General features: G+C 44.9%; 16 protein-coding genes. 13 read left to right on the top strand and 3 right to left on the bottom strand.

Annotation, left to right across the window (positions count from 1 at the left end):
* Positions 1–43: 43 nt before the first annotated feature.
* Entirely contained in the window at positions 44–1,333 is a 1,290-nt protein-coding gene (locus CWO27_RS03290; RefSeq protein ID WP_019820487.1) for a citrate synthase, read from the bottom strand.
* 417 nt (positions 1,334–1,750) lie between these two features.
* On the opposite strand from CWO27_RS03290, the gene sdhC reads away from it, so the two are divergent.
* From sdhC to sucD, 8 genes are all read left to right on the top strand, one after another.
* Complete coding sequence (gene sdhC, locus CWO27_RS03285; protein ID WP_019820486.1) at positions 1,751–2,143, top strand: succinate dehydrogenase cytochrome b556 subunit; 393 nt, start codon at positions 1,751–1,753, stop codon at positions 2,141–2,143.
* A complete protein-coding gene (gene sdhD, locus CWO27_RS03280) occupies positions 2,137–2,484 on the top strand; it encodes a succinate dehydrogenase, hydrophobic membrane anchor protein (RefSeq protein WP_010436768.1) in 348 nt (115 codons plus the stop codon). The genes sdhC and sdhD overlap by 7 nt, the downstream gene beginning before the upstream one ends.
* Positions 2,485–4,251, top strand: a complete 1,767-nt coding sequence (gene sdhA / locus CWO27_RS03275) for a succinate dehydrogenase flavoprotein subunit (protein ID WP_048606450.1) — start codon at positions 2,485–2,487, stop codon at positions 4,249–4,251.
* Positions 4,252–4,263: 12 nt separating this feature from the next.
* Complete coding sequence (locus tag CWO27_RS03270) at positions 4,264–4,977, top strand: succinate dehydrogenase iron-sulfur subunit (protein WP_010436773.1); 714 nt, start codon at positions 4,264–4,266, stop codon at positions 4,975–4,977.
* Between the two features lie 97 nt (positions 4,978–5,074).
* Entirely contained in the window at positions 5,075–7,891 is a 2,817-nt protein-coding gene (gene sucA, locus CWO27_RS03265) for a 2-oxoglutarate dehydrogenase E1 component (protein WP_102478247.1), read from the top strand.
* A 21-nt stretch (positions 7,892–7,912) separates the two neighbouring features.
* Positions 7,913–9,121, top strand: coding sequence for a 2-oxoglutarate dehydrogenase complex dihydrolipoyllysine-residue succinyltransferase (odhB, locus tag CWO27_RS03260; RefSeq protein WP_009847318.1), 1,209 nt, complete (start codon positions 7,913–7,915; stop codon positions 9,119–9,121).
* Positions 9,122–9,327: 206 nt separating this feature from the next.
* Positions 9,328–10,494: an ADP-forming succinate--CoA ligase subunit beta gene (sucC, locus tag CWO27_RS03255; RefSeq protein WP_010436793.1), complete on the top strand. Its 1,167-nt coding sequence runs from the start codon at positions 9,328–9,330 to the stop codon at positions 10,492–10,494.
* Positions 10,494–11,366, top strand: coding sequence for a succinate--CoA ligase subunit alpha (gene sucD / locus CWO27_RS03250; RefSeq protein WP_004734209.1), 873 nt, complete (start codon positions 10,494–10,496; stop codon positions 11,364–11,366). The genes sucC and sucD overlap by 1 nt, the downstream gene beginning before the upstream one ends.
* A gap of 116 nt (positions 11,367–11,482) precedes the next feature.
* On the opposite strand, the gene znuB is transcribed toward sucD, so the two are convergent.
* Together znuB and znuC are read right to left on the bottom strand one after the other, a co-directional pair.
* Positions 11,483–12,268, bottom strand: a complete 786-nt coding sequence (gene znuB / locus CWO27_RS03245) for a zinc ABC transporter permease subunit ZnuB (RefSeq protein ID WP_048660851.1) — start codon at positions 12,266–12,268, stop codon at positions 11,483–11,485.
* Positions 12,268–13,047, bottom strand: a complete 780-nt coding sequence (znuC, locus tag CWO27_RS03240; protein ID WP_048617861.1) for a zinc ABC transporter ATP-binding protein ZnuC — start codon at positions 13,045–13,047, stop codon at positions 12,268–12,270. Before znuC ends, znuB begins: the two co-directional genes overlap by 1 nt.
* An 83-nt stretch (positions 13,048–13,130) precedes the next feature.
* Here znuC and znuA point away from each other — a divergent pair, with 83 nt between their 5' ends.
* The 5 genes from znuA to CWO27_RS03215 all read left to right on the top strand — a co-directional run bounded on the left by znuA (position 13,131) and on the right by CWO27_RS03215 (position 21,015).
* Positions 13,131–14,015, top strand: coding sequence for a zinc ABC transporter substrate-binding protein ZnuA (gene znuA, locus CWO27_RS03235; RefSeq protein ID WP_102433588.1), 885 nt, complete (start codon positions 13,131–13,133; stop codon positions 14,013–14,015).
* A gap of 247 nt (positions 14,016–14,262) precedes the next feature.
* Positions 14,263–17,646 (top strand): helix-turn-helix domain-containing protein, encoded by a 3,384-nt coding sequence (locus tag CWO27_RS03230; RefSeq protein ID WP_057622315.1) that lies wholly within the window; start codon positions 14,263–14,265, stop codon positions 17,644–17,646.
* A 646-nt stretch (positions 17,647–18,292) separates the two neighbouring features.
* A complete protein-coding gene (locus CWO27_RS23525) occupies positions 18,293–18,514 on the top strand; it encodes a FeoA family protein (RefSeq protein WP_004734203.1) in 222 nt (73 codons plus the stop codon).
* Positions 18,515–20,788 carry a Fe(2+) transporter permease subunit FeoB gene (feoB, locus tag CWO27_RS03220; protein WP_181359707.1) on the top strand — a complete coding sequence of 758 codons (2,274 nt, stop codon included), beginning with the start codon at positions 18,515–18,517 and terminating at the stop codon, positions 20,786–20,788.
* Positions 20,785–21,015: a FeoC-like transcriptional regulator gene (locus tag CWO27_RS03215; RefSeq protein ID WP_048660845.1), complete on the top strand. Its 231-nt coding sequence runs from the start codon at positions 20,785–20,787 to the stop codon at positions 21,013–21,015. Before feoB ends, CWO27_RS03215 begins: the two co-directional genes overlap by 4 nt.
* The last annotated feature ends 10 nt before the right edge of the window (positions 21,016–21,025 follow it).

Below are 21,025 nucleotides of genomic sequence, written 5' to 3'. Positions count from 1 at the left end.
ATGTTCTTACATCAACCCCTTTTAACATTATGCTTTATAGCGACTATTCACGTTCGTAAAGTGCTTTAAAGTCACGTTGTTCTTCACCAGTATATAGCTGACGAGGGCGACCGATACGGTTCGTCGGATCGCTGTGCATCTCGTTCCAGTGTGCAATCCAACCGATAGTACGAGACATCGCGAAGATTACTGTGAACATAGACACTGGAATGCCGATTGCTTTCAGAATGATACCTGAATAGAAATCTACGTTCGGGTATAGCTTCTTAGAAACAAAGTACTCATCAGATAGAGCGATACGCTCAAGTTCCATTGCTACGTCTAGTAGTGGATCTTGGATGTTTAGCTCTTTAAGTACTTCGTGACACGCTTCGCGCATTACTGTTGCACGTGGATCGTAGTTCTTGTAAACACGGTGACCGAAGCCCATCAAACGGAATGGGTCATCTTTGTCTTTTGCTTTCGCAACGTATTCTTCAATGTTATCTACGCTACCGATCTCTTCAAGCATACGCAGACAAGCTTCGTTTGCACCGCCGTGAGCAGGGCCCCAAAGTGATGCGATACCTGCAGCGATACATGCAAACGGGTTAGCCCCAGATGAACCAGCAAGACGTACTGTAGACGTAGAAGCATTCTGTTCGTGATCAGCGTGTAGAGTAAAGATTTTATCCATTGCACGAGCGACGATAGGGTTCACTTCATACTCTTCACATGGGTTTGCAAACATCATGTGTAAGAAGTTTTCTGCGTAGCCAAGGTCGTTACGTGGGTAGATAAACGGCTGACCGATTGAATACTTGTAACACATTGCTGCCAGTGTCGGCATTTTTGAAATCAGGCGGTATGCCGCAATTTCACGGTGTGTATCGTTGTTTACATCAAGTGAGTCGTGGTAGAACGCCGCTAGAGCACCTACAACACCACACATTACAGCCATAGGGTGAGCGTCACGGCGGAAGCCGTGGAAGAAACTAGCAATTTGCTCATGCACCATAGTGTGACGTGTCACGGTAGTCTTGAACTTTTCGTACTCAGCTCGAGATGGGGCTTCACCGTAAAGAAGTATGTAACATACTTCTAAGTAATCAGCGTTATTGGCAAGTTGGTCAATTGGGTAACCACGATGTAAAAGAATACCTTTTCCACCGTCAATAAAAGTGATTTGAGACTCACAGGATGCAGTGGCAAGAAAACCAGGGTCAAAAGTGAAAAAACCATTAGAACCTAGTGTACGAACATCGATCACTGGAGTACCAAGTACACCTTCTGTAATCGGCAGCTCGATTGGCGCTTGACCTTCAATGTGAAGGGTAGCTTTCTTATCCGCCATAACAATCTCCTTTGTTTATTATTTAATCCGTCCAGGATGTTTATGTGCCATTTTTTTACTGGTCTTACGTGGGAAAGTCAATTTTTCTGCAGCTTTGTGTGCACTTGTTAGTGTTTTTTACATTAAATTCGTTAAAAATCTGGTCTGTGTAGCATTATTTGTTACATCAATTGTATTAGAATGTTGCCAGCCGTATAGTGGCGCTGAAAAGTTTGGTTAAAACCTTATAAATGCAAGGCTAAGAAGAAATGTGAGGTGTCTTTCTTAATCGAGCAGTTAACAATTATTTTACAATTATCTAAGGCTCAACTTCAGTTATTTGTTAAGTTAATGTTAAATTTTGAAGGTTAGCAATCAAATTTTGTCCATAACAATATCATAAGGTTATTTAATGACCATAATGCTCAATGGAGCTGAGTGAGCAAGCCCGTGAAAGAAAGAAAGACAAGACCTGTTAATTTAGATTTACAGACCATCCACTTTCCAATCACAGCAATAGCTTCCATCCTACACCGTGTGTCTGGGGTGATAACTTTTGTCGCGATTGGAATTTTGCTTTGGTTACTATCCATTTCCCTCTCATCCCCAGTAGGCTTTATGGAAGCTAGCGACATTGTCGATGGTTTCTTCGTGAAGTTTATTCTGTGGGGCATTTTAACCGCTTTGGCTTACCACATTGCTGGTGGTATTCGTCACCTTCTTATGGACCTAGGTCACTTTGAAGAGCTGGAATCTGGCGCTAAGAGCGCTAAGGTTGCATTCGCAGCAACAGCGGTATTGTCTCTACTAGCGGGGATCTTAGTATGGTAAACAACGTTTCTACTTTTGGTCGTAATGGTGTTCATGATTATCTACTGATTCGTGCAACTGCCATCATTATGACTCTTTACACTATCTACCTAGTAAGCTTCTGTGCTTTCTCTGGTGATATCTCTTACGCATCTTGGACGCAATTCTTTGGTGGAACATTCACTAAAGTCTTCACCATGTTAGCGCTTACTTCTGTTTTGGTTCACGCGTGGATCGGCCTATGGCAAGTACTAACTGACTACATCAAATGCGCAAAACTGCGTGTTGGTCTTCAAGTTGGTGTTGTTGCAGTTCTTCTTGGATATTTCTTCTCTGGTCTGTTTATTTTGTGGGGTGCGTAAGTGACTATTCCTGTTCGTGAGTTTGATGCCGTAGTTATCGGCGCTGGTGGTGCAGGTATGCGTGCCGCACTGCAAATTTCTGAGCAAGGCCTATCTTGTGCATTGCTTTCTAAAGTTTTCCCTACTCGTTCTCATACGGTTTCTGCGCAAGGCGGCATCACTGTTGCTCTTGGTAACGCGCACGAAGACCATTGGGAACAACACATGTATGACACAGTAAAAGGTTCTGATTACATCGGTGACCAAGACGCTATCGAGTACATGTGTAAAAACGGTCCTGAGTCGGTAATCGAACTTGAAAAAATGGGCCTACCTTTCTCACGTTTTGAGAACGGTACTATTTACCAACGTCCTTTCGGTGGTCAATCTAAAAACTTTGGTGGTGAGCAAGCGGCTCGTACCGCAGCTGCAGCCGACCGTACTGGTCACGCACTGCTTCATACGCTTTACCAACAAAACATTAAACACAAAACGACGGTTTTCTCTGAGTGGTATGCACTGGATCTTGTGAAGAACGAAGATGGTGCAATCTTAGGTACAACCGCGCTTTGTATGGAAACTGGCGAAGTTTGCTACTTCAAAGCGAAGGCAACAATCCTTGCTACTGGTGGTGCTGGTCGTATCTACGCTTCGACAACTAACGCACACATCAACACTGGTGACGGTGTTGGTATGGCGATTCGTGCTGGCGTTCCAATGCAAGACATCGAAATGTGGCAGTTCCACCCAACGGGTATTGCTGGCGCTGGTGTATTGGTAACGGAAGGTTGTCGTGGTGAAGGTGGTTACCTTCTCAATAAAGACGGCGAACGTTTCATGGAACGTTACGCACCAAACGCTAAAGACTTAGCGGGTCGTGATGTTGTTGCTCGTTCAATGATGGTTGAAATCCGTGAAGGTCGCGGCTGCGATGGCCCTTGGGGTCCACACATCAAGCTGAAACTTGATCACCTAGGTAAAGAGACGCTTGAATCTCGTCTTCCTGGTGTATGTGAACTTTCTCGTACCTTTGCTCACGTTGATCCAGTGAAAGAGCCAATCCCAGTAATCCCAACATGTCACTACATGATGGGTGGTGTTCCAACACAAGTTTCTGGTCAAGCTATTAAGCAAACTGAAGACGGAAGCGATGTTGAAATACAAGGCCTATTTGCTTGTGGTGAAATTGCATCAGTTTCTGTACACGGTGCTAACCGTCTAGGTGGTAACTCACTGCTTGATTTAGTGGTATTTGGTCGTGCGACAGGTCTACACCTAGGTGAGACACTGAAGAAGCAAGACGAAGCTAAGCCTGCAACTGAAGCTGACATTGAACGTTCACTAGAGCGTTACAACCGTTGGGAAAACAGCACAGACGGTGAAGATCCAGCGCAAATTCGTAAAGATCTTCAGCAATGTATGCAGAACAACTTCTCGGTATTCCGTGAAGGTAAAGCAATGGCTGAAGGCCTAGAAGAGCTTAAAGCGATTCGCGAACGTCTGAAGAATGCACACCTATCTGACAAGTCGACAGAGTTCAACACTCAACGTATCGAGTGTCTAGAGCTTGAAAACTTGATGGAAACGGCATTCGCAACGGCTGTTGCTGCAAACTTCCGTACAGAGAGCCGTGGCGCACACGCTCGATTCGATTTCCCTGACCGTGATGATGAGCAATGGCTATGCCACTCACTTTACAACCCAGAGTCAGAGAGCATGACTAAGCGTGGTGTAAACATGGAACCTATCCATCGTGAAGCGTTCCCACCAAAAGCACGTACGTACTAAGGAGATATGACCATGAAACTGAATTTCTCTTTATATCGTTACAATCCAGATGTCGACCAGAAGCCTTATATGAAGGAATACACTCTAGAAGTGGATGAAGGTTCAGACATGATGCTTTTGGATGCGCTTATTCTGTTGAAAGAGCAAGATCCAACAATCTCATTCCGTCGCTCATGCCGTGAAGGCGTATGTGGCTCTGATGGTTTGAACATGAACGGTAAAAATGGCCTAGCGTGTATCACGCCATTGTCTGCGCTTTCTGGCCAAGACAAGATTGTGATTCGCCCACTGCCTGGCTTACCCGTTGTTCGTGACCTAATTGTAGACATGACTCAGTTCTACGATAACTACGAAAAAGTGAAGCCATTCTTAGTGTCTGATGGCAATGTGCCACCGGCTCGCGAAAACTTACAAAGCCCTGATGAGCGTGCTCATTTAGATGGATTGTACGAATGTATCATGTGTGCATGTTGTACAACGTCATGCCCATCGTTCTGGTGGAACCCTGACAAATTCATCGGACCAGCAGGCCTGCTTGCAGCGTACCGTTGGCTAATTGATAGCCGAGATACAGCGACAGACGAACGTTTGTCCGATCTTGATGATGCATTTAGCGTTTTTCGTTGCCATGGCATCATGAATTGTGTAAGTGTTTGTCCTAAGGGATTAAATCCGACGAAAGCGATTGGTCACATCAAGACCATGCTAGTGAATCGTTCGGTTTAAGTTATATAAAAATTGCCGCCCTAGAAGTTTTGGGGCGGCCTTTTAATAGCTCGGCATAGACCGCAGCAAACGTGAAAACTACTGGTTAAGGGAAAATATGCACAACGGCGTGATGAAGGCATGGCTCGAGTCTTCACACTTGGCTGGCGCCAATGCAACGTACGTAGAAGAACTCTATGAACTGTATCTAAGTGACCCAGATTCGGTAAGTGACGAATGGAGAAGTGTTTTTGAAGAACTGCCTGTGCAAGCTTCAGAGACAGTGGAACAACCACACTCTCGTGTTCGTGAATACTTCCGTCGACTCGCTCAAGAAACAAAGCATTACAGTGTCCAAGTTAGTGATCCAGATGTCGATGCGAAACAAGTAAAGGTTCTGCAACTTATTAATGCCTATCGATTCCGAGGGCATCAAGCAGCAAATCTAGACCCCCTAGGTTTATGGAAAAGAGCGACAGTTGATGAACTGGACCCTTCTTTCCACACTCTTACCGAAGATGACCTCAATGAGACGTTTAACGTCGGCTCTTACGCCATTGGCCAAGAGACGATGGTGCTTAAAGATCTCTACAAATCTCTAAAGCAAACTTATTGTGGCTCTATTGGTGCAGAATACATGCACATGACAAATACAGAGCAAAAGCGTTGGATCCAACAACGTTTAGAGTCTGTATCTGGTCAACCCTCTTTCAACAAAGAAGAAAAACAAGCTTTCCTAGAAGAGCTAACTGCTGCTGAAGGTCTTGAGCGCTATCTTGGTGCGAAATTCCCAGGCGCAAAACGCTTCTCGTTGGAAGGTGGTGATGCGCTTATCCCAATGACGAAAGAAATTATTCGTCATGCTGGCGGACAAGGCATGCGCGAAGTTGTTGTTGGTATGGCTCACCGTGGTCGTCTAAACATGTTGGTCAACGTGCTTGGTAAAAAGCCACAAGACCTGTTTGACGAGTTTGCGGGCAAGCACGATGACACGTGGGGTACTGGTGACGTGAAATACCACCAAGGTTTCTCTGCGGACTTCGCAACGCCAGGCGGCAACGTTCACTTAGCACTTGCATTTAACCCATCTCACTTAGAAATCGTAAACCCGGTAGTTATCGGTTCAGTACGCGCGCGTCAAGATCGCCTTGGTGATAATGACGGTAGCCGTGTACTTCCAATTACTATCCACGGTGACTCAGCTATCGCTGGTCAGGGTGTAGTACAAGAGACGTTTAACATGTCTCAAGCGCGTGGTTTCTGTGTGGGTGGTACGGTTCGTATCGTTGTAAATAACCAAGTTGGTTTTACAACGTCTAACCCACGCGATACTCGTTCTACGATGTACTGTACTGATATCGCGAAGATGGTTCAGGCTCCGATTTTCCACGTTAACTCTGATGACCCAGAAGCGGTCGCTTTCGTCGCTCGTTTGGCATTGGATTACCGTAATACGTTTAAGCGTGATGTTGTTATTGATTTGGTTTGTTACCGTCGCCACGGTCACAACGAAGCCGATGAGCCGAATGCAACACAGCCTTTGATGTACCAAAAAATCAAAAAGCACCCAACACCACGTAAGCTTTACGCTGACGTGCTAATGGAGCGCGGTGAGTTTGGTATTGATACAGCAACTCAGCTAGTTAACGAATATCGTGATGCACTTGATCACGGTGAAGTTGTGGTTAAAGAGTGGCGTCCAATGGCACTTCACTCAGTAGACTGGTCTCCTTACCTAGGTCACGACTGGAACATCGAGTGGGATAACAAGATTGATATCGAGCGCCTGAAAGAGCTTGGTACCAAACTTTGCCAATACCCAGACAGCCACAAGCTGCAAAGCCGAGTCAATAAACTGTACAACGATCGTACTGCCATGGTGAATGGTGAGAAACAAGTCGATTGGGGTATGGCTGAAACTCTGGCTTACGCAACACTTGTTGACGACGGTAAGCGTATTCGTATCTCTGGCCAAGATTCAGGTCGTGGTACGTTCTTCCACCGTCACTCAGTACTGCACAATCAATCAGATGCAAGCACGTATGTTCCTCTTGCGAACATTCATGATAAACAAGGGCCATTCCAAGTGTTTGACTCTGTGTTATCTGAAGAAGCGGTACTCGCATTTGAGTATGGTTATGCAACAGCAGAACCAAGCGGTCTAACCCTTTGGGAAGCACAATTTGGTGACTTCGCAAACGGTGCACAAGTTGTTATCGACCAATTCATTTCATCAGGTGAGCAAAAGTGGGCACGTTTATGTGGTCTAACTATGCTGCTTCCTCACGGTTATGAAGGTCAAGGCCCAGAGCACTCTTCTGCACGTCTTGAGCGTTACCTTCAGTTATGTGCTGAACAAAACATGCAGGTTGTTGTTCCTTCAACACCGGCGCAGGTTTACCACATGATTCGCCGTCAGGTTGTTCGACCAATGCGTCGTCCACTGATTGTAATGTCACCTAAGTCATTGCTTCGTCACCCTCTGTGTACTTCTTCTCTTGAAGATTTGGCAGAAGGCACGTTCCAACCAGCTATCGCAGAAATTGATGATCTGACACCTGAGAACGTAAAACGCGTCGTGTTCTGTTCAGGTAAGGTTTACTTTGACCTGCTTGACCAACGACGTAAGAACGAGCAAGACGATGTCGCTATTGTGCGTATCGAGCAACTTTACCCGTTCCCTTACGAGGACGTGAGAGCTGCCATCGCACAGTACACAAATGTAGTCGATTACGTTTGGTGTCAAGAAGAGCCACAAAACCAAGGTGCTTGGTACAGTAGCCAACATAATTTCCGAGCTGCTATCCCAGTGGGTGCTGATATTCAATACGCAGGTCGCCCTGCATCAGCATCACCAGCTGTTGGCTATATGTCGGTACACTTGAAACAACAAAAAGCGTTAGTAGACGACGCTTTGACCCTACTTAAGAACTAGAAGTAAAAGGAAAATACAGACATGACAATTGAAATTCTGGTTCCAGATTTACCTGAATCTGTGGCTGATGCAACAGTAGCGACTTGGCACAAAAAACCAGGCGAAGCGGTTGCACGTGATGAAGTCATTGTAGACATCGAAACAGATAAAGTAGTTCTAGAAGTACCGGCTCCTGAAGCGGGTGTTCTGGAAGCTATCATCGAAGAAGAAGGTGCTACGGTACTTTCTAAACAGCTTCTGGCTAAAATCAAGCCGGGTGCTGTCGCTGGTGAACCAACGAAAGATACAACGGAAGATACAGAAGCTTCTCCTGATAAGCGCCACAAAGCGGCTCTTACAGAAGAGAGCAACGACGCACTAAGCCCAGCTGTTCGTCGCTTGCTTGCAGAGCACAACCTACAACCAGCTGACGTTAAAGGCACTGGTGTTGGTGGTCGTATTACTCGTGAAGACATCGACGCACATCTAGCAGCAGCGAAAGCGGCTCCGGCAGCAGCATCTGCACCAGCAGTTGAAGCGCCAGCAGCAGCTCGTAGCCAAAAACGCGTACCTATGACTCGCCTACGTAAGACAGTTGCAAACCGTCTTCTAGAAGCGAAGAACAGCACAGCAATGCTGACTACTTTCAACGAAGTGAACATGAAGCCAATCATGGACCTTCGTAAGCAGTACAAAGACCAATTTGAGAAGCGTCACGACACGCGTCTGGGCTTCATGTCTTTCTATGTGAAAGCAGTAACAGAAGCGCTAAAACGTTTCCCAGAAGTGAACGCTTCTATCGACGGTACAGATATCGTTTACCACAACTACTTCGACATCAGCATGGCAGTATCAACGCCACGTGGTCTAGTAACTCCAGTACTGAAAGACTGTGACACACTAGGTTTCGCTGACATCGAAAAAGGCATCAAAGAGCTAGCAATCAAAGGCCGTGACGGCAAGCTAACTGTTGATGAGCTGATGGGCGGTAACTTCACTATCACAAACGGTGGTGTATTTGGTTCTCTAATGTCTACGCCAATCATCAACCCGCCTCAAGCGGCAATCCTGGGTATGCACAAAATCCAAGATCGTCCAATGGCTGTTGATGGCAAGGTAGAGATTCTACCAATGATGTACCTAGCGCTTTCTTACGACCACCGTCTAATCGATGGCCGTGAATCAGTTGGTTTCCTAGTGACCATCAAAGAGCTTCTAGAAGATCCTGCACGTCTGCTGTTAGACGTTTAGTATCGCTAAAACGTCTAGTTAACCCCGTTAGCTAGACGTAAAAAGTTTCAAAGGCTAGGCTGCTCAACGTCTGGCCTTCACTTGAACTGTAAAGCCATTAGAAAATGGACAGCAGTTGATTTGAGAAGACCCTACAGACGTAACACAGGAAACTGTGTCGTTATGGAAATAATAATCCCTTAAGGGAAAATAAACGGAATATCAAAATGAATTTGCATGAATACCAAGCCAAACAGCTGTTTGCAGAATTCGGTTTGCCTGTACCAGAAGGTTTCGCATGTGATACTGCACAAGAAGCTTTCGAAGCTGCAGGTCGTATCAGTACAGCCAAGAAAGTCGTTAAGTGTCAAGTACACGCTGGTGGCCGCGGTAAAGCGGGCGGCGTAGAGCTGCATGACACCAAAGAAGGCGTTAAAGAGTTTGCACAAAAGTGGCTAGGTAAAAACCTAGTGACTTACCAAACAGACGCTAATGGTCAGCCTGTAACAAAAATCCTAGTTGAAGAAGCATCAAACATTGCTAACGAACTTTACCTAGGTGCTGTTGTTGACCGCGCAACGCGTAAAATTGTATTCATGGCGTCAACTGAAGGCGGTGTGGACATTGAGAAAATCGCTGAAGAAACTCCAGAGTTGATTCACCAATCAGCGATCGATCCTCTAGTGGGCCCTCAAGCTTACCAAGGCCGTGAACTGGCGTTCAAACTTGGTCTAGTTGGCGATCAAATTAAACAGTTCGTTAAGATCTTCATGGGTCTTGGCCAAATGTTCTCTCAGTACGACCTAGCGCTACTAGAAATCAACCCGCTTGTAATTACTGGCGAAGGCAACCTTCTTTGTCTTGACGGCAAGATCAACATTGACTCAAACGCAATGTACCGTCAGCCAAAGCTTCGTGAAATGCACGATCCTTCACAAGAAGATGAGCGCGAAGCACACGCAGCACAGTGGGAGCTGAACTACGTAGCACTAGATGGTAACGTTGGCTGTATGGTCAACGGTGCAGGCCTTGCGATGGGTACGATGGATATCGTAAACCTACATGGCGGCAAGCCAGCAAACTTCCTTGATGTAGGCGGCGGCGCGACGAAAGAGCGTGTAGCTGAAGCATTCAAGATCATCCTTTCTGATGACAATGTTAAAGCAGTACTAGTTAACATCTTCGGTGGCATCGTTCGTTGTGACATGATCGCTGAAGGTATTATCGGTGCGGTTAAAGAAGTCGGCGTAACAGTTCCTGTAGTTGTTCGTCTAGAAGGTACAAACGCAGACCTAGGTCGCGAAGTACTTGCTAATTCTGATGTTGATATCATTGCAGCTGAATCTCTAACAGATGCTGCTCAGAAAGTTGTTGCTGCTGCGGAGGCTAAATAATGTCTGTATTAATTAACAAAGACACTAAAGTAATCTGTCAGGGTTTCACTGGCGGTCAAGGTACATTCCACTCAGACCAAGCTATCGCATACGGCACGCAAATGGTTGGTGGTGTTTCACCTGGTAAAGGTGGTCAAACTCACCTAGGCCTTCCAGTATTCAACACAGTACGCGAAGCAGTAGAAGTAACTGGCGCAACAGCAACAGTTATCTATGTACCAGCTCCTTTCTGTAAAGATGCAATCCTAGAAGCAATTGATGCAGGTATCGAACTGATCGTAACGATCACTGAAGGTATCCCTACAACAGATATGATCGACGTTAAAGTGAAGCTAGAAGAAACTGGCGTTCGCATGATCGGTCCTAACTGCCCAGGTCTTATCACTCCAGACGAGTGTAAGATTGGTATCATGCCTGGTCACATCCACAAGAAGGGTAAAGTAGGTATCGTATCTCGCAGCGGTACTCTTACGTACGAAGCAGTTAAGCAAACAACAGATGAAGGCTTTGGTCAGTCTACATGTGTTGGTATCGGTGGTGACCCTATCCCAGGTTCAAACTTCATTGATATCCTAAAACTTTTCCAAGAAGACCCAGAGACTGAAGCAATCGTAATGATTGGTGAGATCGGTGGTACTGCGGAAGAAGAAGCGGCTGAGTTCATCAAAGCAAACGTAACTAAGCCAGTTGTATCTTACATCGCTGGTGTTACTGCTCCTCCGGGTAAACGTATGGGCCACGCTGGCGCAATCATCTCTGGCGGTAAAGGTACTGCTGAAGATAAATTCGCAGCACTAGAAGCAGCAGGCGTTAAGACTGTTAAGTCTCTTGCTGACATCGGTAAAGGCCTACGTGAAATCACGGGTTGGTAATCAGCTGGCTTTTATCGATTGAGATAGAAGTTAACTGAACGATATTAAAAAGGCTTGGTCACTGACCAAGCCTTTTTTGTCTGTTTTCAATCTTACGAGATACGAAAATCGTACGCTTAAGCGCGACTTCTAATCATTTGAGATAACATAAACATTGCTGCAGCACTAATAACAACAGACGGGCCTGCAGGCGTATCATAGAACCAAGACAAGCTTAGTCCTCCGAACACTGCGATAGAGCCAATAATCGATGCGATGAAGGCCATTTGCTCGGGTGTATTCGCGAATTTCCTTGCTGTAGCCGCAGGGATGATCAGCAGCGATGTCATGATTAACGCACCAACAAACTTCATACCGACAGCAATCACGATACCAACAAGCAACATCAAAATCAGACGCATTAAATCAATGTTGATGCCATCAACCGCCGCTAGGTCTTCGTTAACCGTTGTGGATAGTAGTGGGCGCCAAAAGATAGCAAGTACCAATCCAATCACGGCTGCACCCGCATAGATAAACACTAAATCAGTCGGCGATACCGCAAGCAAGTCGCCAAATAAGTAACTCATTAGGTCAACTCGAACGTTGTCTAAGAAGCTTACCGCTACAAGGCCTAAAGAGAGCGCACTGTGCGCCAAAATACCGAGTAGGGTATCGGTCGCGACCAGTTTTTGTTTTTGCAATGTTACGAGCAACACAGCCAGCATCAAACAACAGATCAGCAGCGCGAAGTACAAGTTAATGTTGAACAGGAAGCCAAGTGCTAATCCCATCAAAGAAGCGTGAGCAAGCGTGTCACCAAAGTAAGCCATCTTGCGCCAAACCACGAATGAACCTAGTGGGCCTGCAATCAGTGCAATACCCAAACCCGCCAAAATAGAGGGAAGAAGAAACTCAAGCATTAGTGGTGTCCGTGTTTATGGTTTGAACATTCATGTGCACCGCCCGTTACTGGTTGGCCTGCAAGATCATGATGGTGATGTTCGTGTTGGTGGTGATAAAACGCTAGTGTTTCTTGGGTCGCGGTGCCAAAGAGCGCAATATACGAAGGGTGGTGTTTGATGTCTGCAGGTGCGCCTGAGCAACAGATATGATGGTGCAAACAGATAACATCGTCTGTTTTTGCCATCACTAAATGCAGGTCATGTGAAACCATAAATACGGCACAACCAAAGCGGTGACGAATGGTGTCAATCAAGTCATACAGGTCAATTTGCCCTTGAACGTCGACTCCTTGAGCCGGTTCATCAAGAACCAGTAGGTCTGGTCTTCTTAGTAATGAACGAGCAATGAGCACACGTTGGTTTTCACCGCCTGATAACTGGTGCATGTTGCTCTTTTGCAGATGTTCAGCACCAACGAGCTTCAATGCTTCAAGGATTTCTTGCTGACTGAACTTGCCAGTGAGCTTTAGAAAACGCTCTACGTTGAGCGGTAGTGAGTCATTGAGCTTTAATTTTTGTGGTACATAGCCAATTTTCAGTTTTTTGGCTTTTGTTATTGTGCCTGAAAATTTGGTCTGTAAACCCAGTACCACTTTTACTAATGTCGACTTTCCTGCACCGTTTGGCCCAATCAGGGTGGTGATTCTGCCGCGCTCTAAATTTAGAGAGATGTTGTCTAGAACTTTTCGACCGTCAAATTCGACGCTCACAGAATCTAGTTGGATTAAGTTATCCATGAATAGAACTCATTTGCAATTCACTAATGTTATAATGTAACATTTACCTCAAGCCTAAGCTACTTTTCTATTATCGAGGGATTATGTCACGTTCATCTTTTATACTTGCTACTTTGCTTTTAGCGCCAAGTGTCGCAAGTGCCAATACTATTCTAACAAGCTTTAAACCAATTCAAATGATTGTGACGGAATTAACGCAGGGCGTTAGTGAACCGGATGTGTTGATGAACAGCAATGCTTCGCCGCACGATTATGCGCTTAAGCCATCTGATGTCAAAAAAGTTCACAGTGCCGATATGGTTATCTGGTTTGGCCCTGACCTAGAAGCCTTTTTGACTAAGGTGATTGGTTCAAAAGAAAACGTTATCAAGATCAGCGAGATTCCAGGAATTAACTTGCGAGAGTTCGGACACGATGACCACGATGCTCATGAAGGACATAATCATGGTAGCCATGACCCGCATTTTTGGTTAGGTATCGATCAAGTTGAAGTGGCCGCAAAATACATCTCAGCAAAGTTGATTGAATCTGACCCTGATAACGCAATGGCGTATCAAGAGAACCTAGATTCATTCCTGATTGCTTTAAAAGAAAAGCAGCAGTCTATTCATGAACAACTTGCGCCAGTGAAAGACAAAGGTTACTACGTATTTCACGATGCGTATGGCTACTTTGAGCAAGAGTTTGAACTAAATAACTTAGGCCACTTTACGGTGAGCCCAGAGCGTAAACCGGGCGCAAAAAGCCTGATTGCTATCAAGAAAACCTTGGTGCGTGACAATGTTCAATGTGTATTCGCAGAGCCTCAATTTACTCCGGCTGTGATCGAATCGGTGACTCGTGGAAGTAACGCTAAACAAGGCCAGCTTGATCCGATCGGTTCAACGGTTGAAGTGAAGAGTGGAAGTTATTTCGATTTTCTTCAGCAACTTACAGATAGCTACACAAGCTGCTTAAGTGGGAAGTAATTCATAACGAGTATTCTTTACTCTACTTTGCTCTCGTTAATTTATGAATGATGCCGCTTTTTGCGGCATTTTCGTGACCGTTAAGATAAAACCTCCTAACAAATAGCAAACCTCCTTTCTCCTTTTCTAATTTCCGCTAAAATAGAAAGATAATAATAATCACAAAAAAACTCAGTTTTTGGTTCAGCAACGATAAGACGTTGTGGTGCCCAAAATTTCATGCGTTGTTGCTGTTCAGGATTAAGAGTTGTATCGAATTATCTTTAAAATGTTCATGTTTATGAGCATTTCATTTAGCGTTCTAGCGGTAAATACATCACCCTCCGTTTTCTATCCTTTGCCCGTTCAAGCGCAAGGGAATTTTCTTGCGGCTAAAAACTTGTACCTAGGTGCTGGAGGTGGGCTTTGGGTTCATGATGTGCATGGAAAAATACTTTTTTACGATGGCCGAACCTTATTTCCTCGCAAAGGTAGCTTGCTGCAATTTTCTTCAGAAAGAGTCGCGTTTCTTAATGATGAGTTTTGGACATTTTTCGACAACGAGGTGTATCGACATAGCCCAGGAATTGGCAATGAATTGGCGTTTAGCCTAAGTCCCGGCGCTGAAATAACGAATATCGGTGCATCAGGCGATTATATTTGGGTCACTGACGGCAGTAATTTTTATACCTACAACACTCAATCTTTAGAATTCAACACGTACTCTTTACTTAAATTGTACCGATACAATAACAGTAGTGACATTGCGATTAACGATGCGGAGTGGGTGCTGTCAAAGTGGGTACTGGCGACCAGTTCAGGTGTTTACCTTTCAGAGAATCAAGAGTTTACCCATGTCACCGCATCAAACAAGAGCCATATTGAGACGGTTTATTTTTCGAATGCTCGACGTGAGTTAGTGATTGGTACCTTAAATGGTGCTGTGATTGTTGATCTCGCGAACCCAGATAAAGAGACCATCGTTAAAGGGTCGCATGTTCTCTCGTTGGCCGAAACTTCGGACCAGTATTGGATTGGTACAGAGCACGGCCTTATTAGCTACAATTTTATTACGGGACAAATTACTCGATTCAAACAAGCCGCCAATCAAGACTTCTCGTTACCGGGTGAGAAAATATATTCATTGATCAATGACCATGCTGGTGGCATGTGGATTGCGACAAACAACGGTATCCGATATTTCTCACTGTTCAGCAAAACTTTTTCGAGAACGCCCCTAACTGGTATGGGCATGCATTCGAGTAGTGTGGTGATCAACAAAGTACTGCCTGTCAGTGACCAGTTATCTTGGGTCGCGTCTTCAATGGGGCTCTACTTGGTTGATTCTGAAAGTGAAGAGAATCCAATTCGTGTTTACTCTAATTCCGTTAATGATTTTGAGATTTTTGGCTCGTCAATTTGGTTGGCGACCGAAGAAGGCATCATTAGTCTAAATACGGAAACGCTACAACCTGAAGCCCTTGATTTACCAAGGCCGATTAAGGGAGTACACGTTGAAAACTTTGCGCTTCAGGCAGACAACGTACTTTGGATGACTTCTGGGCAAAACCTTTATTCGTTATCTATCGAAACCATGAAACTAACGAGCTATGGCACTGACTGGTTAGTCGACAAGTTTTTGCCTGCGAAGATCACTGATCTCAATATAGGCTTGCTCGGTCGTATCTATATAGGCACTGACCATGGCTTCTACTCGTTCATTGATAAACGAATTAGTTTTAGTCGTTCCAGCGAGCGTTTTGGCAAAGTCGTCGATATTGAAAAAGCGAAGGATGGGGCTCAGTGGTTTGCAAGCAGTTATGGCGTGTATCGAATCCCTGATGACAGCTCTATTATTCAAGAAATCACGCTTGTTGAAGATAATATTAGCCCTAACTGCTTGATAAGCGATGATAATGGTGTGTGGTTAGGCTCTTCGAAAGGCATCAGTTATTACGGGTTGGATGGACAGTTGCATAAACACATCGGTTCACCATTTGGTTTGATCACCAATGAATTGGCGGCGGGAGCATGTGCTCTGTTTTACAGCGAAGAGAGCCAATCTTCGAGGTTGGTTTTCGGCTCAAAGTATGGCGTAGTCAGCGCATTATCCAACGAATTACTGGTATCAACAACACCTCATAGCCGTGCCTTATTGAGTAAGATAAGTGTCGATCAACAAACGGTATCTCTTGGCGGAAGAACGGCTGAACTGGATGAGATCCCTTATGGTTCCTCGATGGGTTTTAAGCTAGGCATCTTACCAGCAACGTTCGCGCCTGCGATGGAGTATCGACTGAGCGATGATGAACCTTGGAGTGAGTTTGAAGGGGGATTGTTAACGCTCGACCATCTTCTTCCTGGAGATTACACACTTGAAGTGAAGCCGGTTAAGGACTCCCATTACCGCTTTGTGTCAACGAACCAAAGTTTTTCGATTGCGGAGCCTTGGTATCTGACGAATTGGGCTGCAGCAAGCTCTCTGATGTTACTGATTGGCGTTGTAACTATCTTGGTGTTTTGGCGTTCGCGTTATGTCACTTTTGCCAACAGGCACTTAAAAGCGCAAGTTGCATTGAAGACGGATCAATTGAGACACCAAAGCCGTATACTACTTACGACCAATCAACAGCTTAAAAAGCAGCTATCGGTTAAGAATGCGCTTGTATCTCACACTGCCAATGAACTCTCTTCTGAAGTGAATCATATTGCTGCGATGATCCCTAATTGGAATGACGAGCACGGGAAGTCGCCAATTCTAACCTTGAAAAATGGCTTAGCTCAATTGAGTAATACCCCTCAAGGGGAAGGGCAAGTTTGTTACGATATAATTTTAATCTTAGAGGCGGTACTCAAAGCTTGGCAAGATGACTTAGCCAAAGCCGGTATTGAACTGGATATTAAAGTCGAAACAAAGCAACGATATGTCTCTTTGCTGTATTTTAATCTCGATATTATCTTCAATAGCTTGGTTGCGAGCATCATCAAGAGAAACTTTAAGTCTCAGAGTATGGTGGTTCTGGTTGAAGAGGTTAAGGAGCATCTTGTTGTTACCATTCGAGATCATGGGATGCCTTTCCCTAAACTGGCATCAAGTATGAGTGACAATACCGGAAAGTCGACCGATCTTAACATCGAAAAGCTGCCTCTATTGATGAATCAAAGCGGTGGCGAGCTTAACGCCTTTGTTTCGGAATCTCAAAATAAGGTTCAGCTTTCGTGGCCAATTGAATATCAAGTACTCGATAATCTTGAAGCCAGCACAATTGAACAGATTGAAACCATTAAACTTACCGCTTCAACGCCAGAGCAGCAAAAACTGACAGCGGAACAAGAGTGGAAGAACAGAGTGTCTCAGCTTGTGAGTGAAAACTACGCTGATGCTGAGTTCAGCACTGCAACTGCTGCCAAGTATTTGTTCATGTCTGAGAGAAGCTTGCAGAGGCGCTTTAAATTGGCTTACAACAAGACCTTTAAAGAGCACTTGAATGAAGTACGTCTAGAGCATGCGTGCGAGCGCTTACTCGCTGGAGAAAAGATATCTGACGTCGCTTTTGATTCGGGTTTCAATGACCCTTCCTATTTCAGTCAAAGGTTTAAGCACCACTTTGGTATGTCACCATCTAAATTTGCGGAAAACAACGAAGAGTAGTGAGCTGCAGATAATAGAACATAGATAAAGATACTTTAGCCTCGACATTCGTGTTGGGGCTTTTTTATGTTCCTACGAGATACGAGATACGAGATACGAGATACGAGATACGAGATACGAGATACGAGATACGAGATACGAGATACGAGATACGAGATACGAGATTAATATGGAGTGCAAAAAGGTTGTTGGGATAAAACAAAAGAGAAGAAAAAAAATATCGTGGTATAGCCGGGGGGACTATACCACGGGTGCCAATGACACCTTCGCTTGCTGCCGGAGTGATATAGCAAAGCCATATCACCTCTGGAATAAAATTAAAGAGAAGGAGTTTCTCTTCGATGGAATAACTATACGTTCAGGTACTTATTTTACTTATAAAATTAACGACAGAAGGCTATGAGAAAACCGACATTATTTTAAGTGATTGATAATTTTCAGTTTGTTTTTAGCGGGGGCGACTTGTACTAGTGAGGTAGTTCTCGCTAATTGTTGAAAGTAACGTTTTTGACGTAAACGTTTTTAACGAAATTTACGAGTATGTATTTTCGAAAACATTGATTTCACACAATGGAATTGTGGACATGTATGTGTATCATGGCGGTAATAACAATCTTTCTCATTATCAGTCACGAATTGGGTATTTATGAAACTCTCACAACTAGAGCAAGGAAAGGCGGCTTCTATTGTTGCACTAACAGGTTTAACTCCAGACGTAAGAAAAAAACTTATGGTCATGGGTATGTTGCCAAAAACCGAGGTGACGCTTATCCGCCGTGCACCTATGGGGGATCCGCTTCAAGTTGAAGTGAGAGGTGTTTCGATCGCCATTCGTGAAAGCATTGCAGAACAAATCGAGGTTATCTAAATGGATTATCAAGTTCTTACCGTTGGTAACCCGAATAGTGGTAAAACAACACTGTTCAATGCACTAACTGGTGCCAAGCAGCACGTTGGTAACTGGGTTGGTGTCACCGTAGAAAAGAAGACGGGTTTATACTCACACGCAGGTGATCAGTTCCAGCTTACCGACTTACCCGGTATTTACGCGCTAGACAGTGGTAATGACGCGAACAGCATCGATGAATCTATCGCGTCTCGCGCTGTTCTGACTCACCCTGCAGATGTGATCATCAATGTTGTTGATGCTAGCTGTCTAGAACGAAGCTTATACATGACATTACAACTACGTGAGTTGGGTCGCCCAATGATCGTTGTGTTGAACAAAATGGATGTATTAAAGCGCGAGCGTCAGGTGATTAACCTTAAAGCGCTAGAGAAAGAGCTAGGTTGCCCAGTTCTGAGCTTGTCCGCAAACGACAAAGGTCAAGTAGTTCGCTTTAAAGAACGCCTTCATAAACTGCTTGTTCAGGGTGTGAGTCTTGACCCTATCTCTATTGATTACGATGTCGCGTTAGAAGCTCTCATCCCTTCTGTTGAGTCACAATTTGATGATGCTGACGTATCTCACCGAGCGCTCGCGATTCGTGCTTTAGAAAATGACTACTTGGTATTGAATGGACTGGCTCCACAAACTCGCACTCAAATTGACAATGTGCGTCTAGGTGCCGATTTCGATATTGACCTTGCTGTTGCTGACGCTAAGTACACTTTCTTACATGACCTTTGTAAACGTGTTCGTCGCAGCGAAGGCAAACTAAGCCGAAACTTTACAGAGAAAGCAGACCAATTCATTTTGAACAAATGGGTCGGTATTCCTTTCTTCTTCGTCATCATGTACTTAATGTTCATGTTCTCTATCAATATCGGTAGTGCGTTTATCGATTTCTTCGATATTGGTGTTGGGGCAATATTAGTTGATGGTGGACACCACTTATTGGATGGTCATTTGCCGGTTTGGTTAGTTACTATACTTGCTGATGGTATTGGCGGCGGTATTCAAACCGTTGCGACCTTTATTCCAGTTATCGCAGCGCTTTACCTATTTTTAGCGGTGCTAGAAAGTTCAGGCTACATGGCTCGTGCTGCATTCGTACTTGATAAAGTGATGCAAAAGATTGGTCTGCCGGGAAAAGCATTTGTCCCACTTGTACTAGGGTTTGGTTGTAACGTGCCTTCAATCATGGCAACTCGTACTCTTGACCAAGAGCGCGAACGTAAATTGGCAGCATCAATGGCGCCGTTTATGTCATGTGGTGCTCGTTTACCGGTATACGCATTGTTCGCAGCGGCATTCTTCCCTGGCGCTGGCCAAAACGTAGTATTCGCTCTGTACATCATGGGTATCGTTGCTTCTGTATTTACGGGGCTGTTCCTGAAAAATACGATCTACCCGGGTAGCAGTGATAGCTTAGTGATGGAAATGCCAGATTACGAACTGCCGACAGTGCAAAACGTAATGCTGAAAACTTGGCAGAAGCTAAAGCGTTTCGTACTGGGCGCAGGTAAAACCATCGTGATGGTTGTGGCTATTCTTAGCTTCCTAAATTCACTAGGTATGGACGGTAGTTTTGGTAACGAAGACAGCGAAAATTCAGTACTTTCTAAGGCAGCTCAAGTAGTGACCCCTGTATTCCAACCAATTGGTATCACAGAAGAAAACTGGCCAGCAACAGTAGGTATCATCACTGGTATCTTCGCGAAAGAAGCGGTAGTCGGCACGTTGAATAGCCTTTACACAACACCATCAGCCGAAGAAGCAGCTGAATTCGATTTGGCAGCAAGCTTGCAAGAAGCGGTAATGACGATCCCTGAAAACCTATCAGGCTTGAGTTACTCAGATCCGCTAGGTATTGAGGTTGGCGATTTAAGCGATTCAGGCGCAGTTGCTGAAGAGCAAGAGGTAGACTCATCAATCTTCGGTAACCTAAAAGACAAATTTGTTTCTGGTCATGCTGCATTTGCTTACTTAATCCTTATCTTGCTTTACACGCCTTGTGTGGCAGCGATGGGTGCTTACGTTCGTGAATTTGGTCAAATGTTTGCACGCTTTATTGCGGTTTGGACAATGGCGCTTGGTTACTTTGGTGCGACCTTCTACTACCAAGCAGCAAACTTTGCTGCACATCCGGTGACAAGTGCAGTGTGGATGGTGGCAATTGCTGGTGGCTTTGTAATTACCTACCGCGTTTTCAAGAAAGTCGGTAGCAAGCAGAAAGCGCTAGAGGTGCAAGTCGTATGATTTTAACTGAACTTCATCAATACATTGATAGCCAAGGTGTTGCGGCTCGTAAAGAACTCGCTGCAAAGTTTGGCATGAGTGAAGATGGCGTCGATGCGATGCTGAGTGTGTGGGTTAAGAAAGGGAAAGTATCTCGCTTGGTCGACACCAACAAGCATGGTCATACAACACGTGTTCGCTACACCATCAGCAAACAAGATGGCCTGTCGCTGAATGTGATGATGTAGTTTGGTCAAT

The sequence above is a fragment of the Vibrio sp. 10N.286.51.C3 genome (assembly GCF_003050065.1).
Classification (GTDB): Bacteria; Pseudomonadota; Gammaproteobacteria; order Enterobacterales; family Vibrionaceae; genus Vibrio; species Vibrio crassostreae.
Note: the sequence above shows the minus strand (reverse complement) of the source record. Positions and strands in the feature narration are given on the sequence as shown.